Here is a 1739-nt window from a genome sequence, read left to right as displayed (position 1 = left end):
GGGGCTTGTATTTCAATTACTGCTTGCCCAGGCGGCGTTGGTGGGAGGGTGGAGCATGACTCTGCGTCCGCCCGTTGCCGAGTTACGGGCAAAGTTCGATCGGATCCTGCCGCATCTCGACGAGCGCCGTCGTCGGTACTACCTGGCCAGCGAGGCCACGGCCATCGGCCATGGTGGGACCACGCTGGTGGCTGCCGCTTCCGGAGCCAGCACCGCCACCGTCGCGCGCGGCGTCACTGAACTGGCCGCAGACCCGGTGCCGACGAGGAGGGTTCGGGCTCCGGGAGCCGGCCGCAAGCCGTTGACGGTCACCGACCCCGGCCTGCTGCCGGCGCTGGAGGCGCTGATCGAGCCGCACACCCGGGGTGACCCCGTCTCCCCGTTGCGATGGACCACCCTGTCGCTACGTGCCCTCGCCTCGATCCTCACGTCACAGGGCCATCGGGTCAGTGCCGCGACCGTCGGACGCCTGCTGCACGGCCTGGGTTACAGCCTGCAGGGCACCGTCAAGACCACCGAAGGAACCAGCCACCCGGACCGCGATGCCCAGTTCGCCCACCTGAACGCCACGGCCACCGCCTTCCTCGACGACGGGCAGCCGGTGATCAGTGTCGATACCAAAGCCAAGGAATGGCTTGGCAACCGCGACCGGCCGGGCCGCACCTGGCGGCCGGGCAAGGACCCGATCAGGGTCGACTGCCACACCTTCACCACCAGCGACCAACCGGTGGCCATTCCCTACGGAATCTACGACATCGCCACCAACACCGGCTGGGTCAATGTCGGGACCGACCACGACACCGCCGAGTTCGCGGTGGAATCCATACGCCGCTGGTGGCAGCGCCGCGGACGGGCCGACCACCCGGACGCCACCCGAGTGTTGATTACCGCCGACGCCGGCGGTTCCAACGATCCCCGCCGCTGGACCTGGAAGAAACACCTGGCCGCCTTCGCCCTGGAGAGCGGACTGGAGATCACGGTCTGCCACTTTCCGCCCGGCACATCCAAATGGAACAAAATCGAACACCGGATGTTCTGCCATATCACCGCGAACTGGCGAGGGCGGCCGCTGACCAGCTACGAGGTCGTCCTCGAGACCATCGCCGCGACGACCACCACGACCGGACTTTCGATCGGCGCCGAACTCGACACCGGTAGTTATCGCCTCGGCACGACCGTCACGCCCGCCGAGTTCCACGCTCTGCCGATCACGCCGAGCACGTTCCACGGCGACTGGAACTACACCCTCGCACCTGCCCCGCCCAAGCCTTCCGAGGCGCCACGGACTCGTCGCCGGATCGACTCGGCCCTGACCGAACTGCTCACCGACCCGGCCCTGACGGGCATGGGCCGTTCCGACTTCGACCACTTGGCGGCGGTCTCAGAGCCGTACTGGGACGCCTTGGCCGAGGCCGCATTCCAACGACGCTTTCACCGCCCGCGCAGCTATCTCCACCCGCAGACCAGCAGCCTGGACCACTACCACCGGCTGCTGACCGCGTTGTTACGCCGCCGCAGGGCAGCGACCAGTACGCTCCTGGCCCACTTGCTGGGCGTCACCCGCACCAACCTGTCCAATCAGTTCCAGGACGGGCACCGCCTCCTGGACCTGCACAAAATCACCGTCACGCCACTGCCCGGAGCGCCCGCCCGCACCCTGGAGCAGCTGAAGGCCCGTGGGACGCCAATCGAAAGACGCTCCACAGATCAAAACTGACAGTTATTCAATTACAAGCCCC

The 1739-nt window shown here is 67.1% G+C and carries 1 pseudogene; it reads left to right on the top strand.

Going from position 1 to position 1739, the window contains the following annotated elements:
- Nucleotides 1–55: 55 nt before the first annotated feature.
- Nucleotides 56–1739 (top strand): annotated as a pseudogene (locus ACIQMV_RS39345) (ISAzo13 family transposase); the annotation flags it as partial.

Source organism: Streptomyces sp. NPDC091412 (genome assembly GCF_044756885.1).
In the GTDB taxonomy this organism is placed as follows: domain Bacteria; phylum Actinomycetota; class Actinomycetes; order Streptomycetales; family Streptomycetaceae; genus Streptomyces.
Note: the sequence above shows the minus strand (reverse complement) of the source record. Positions and strands in the feature narration are given on the sequence as shown.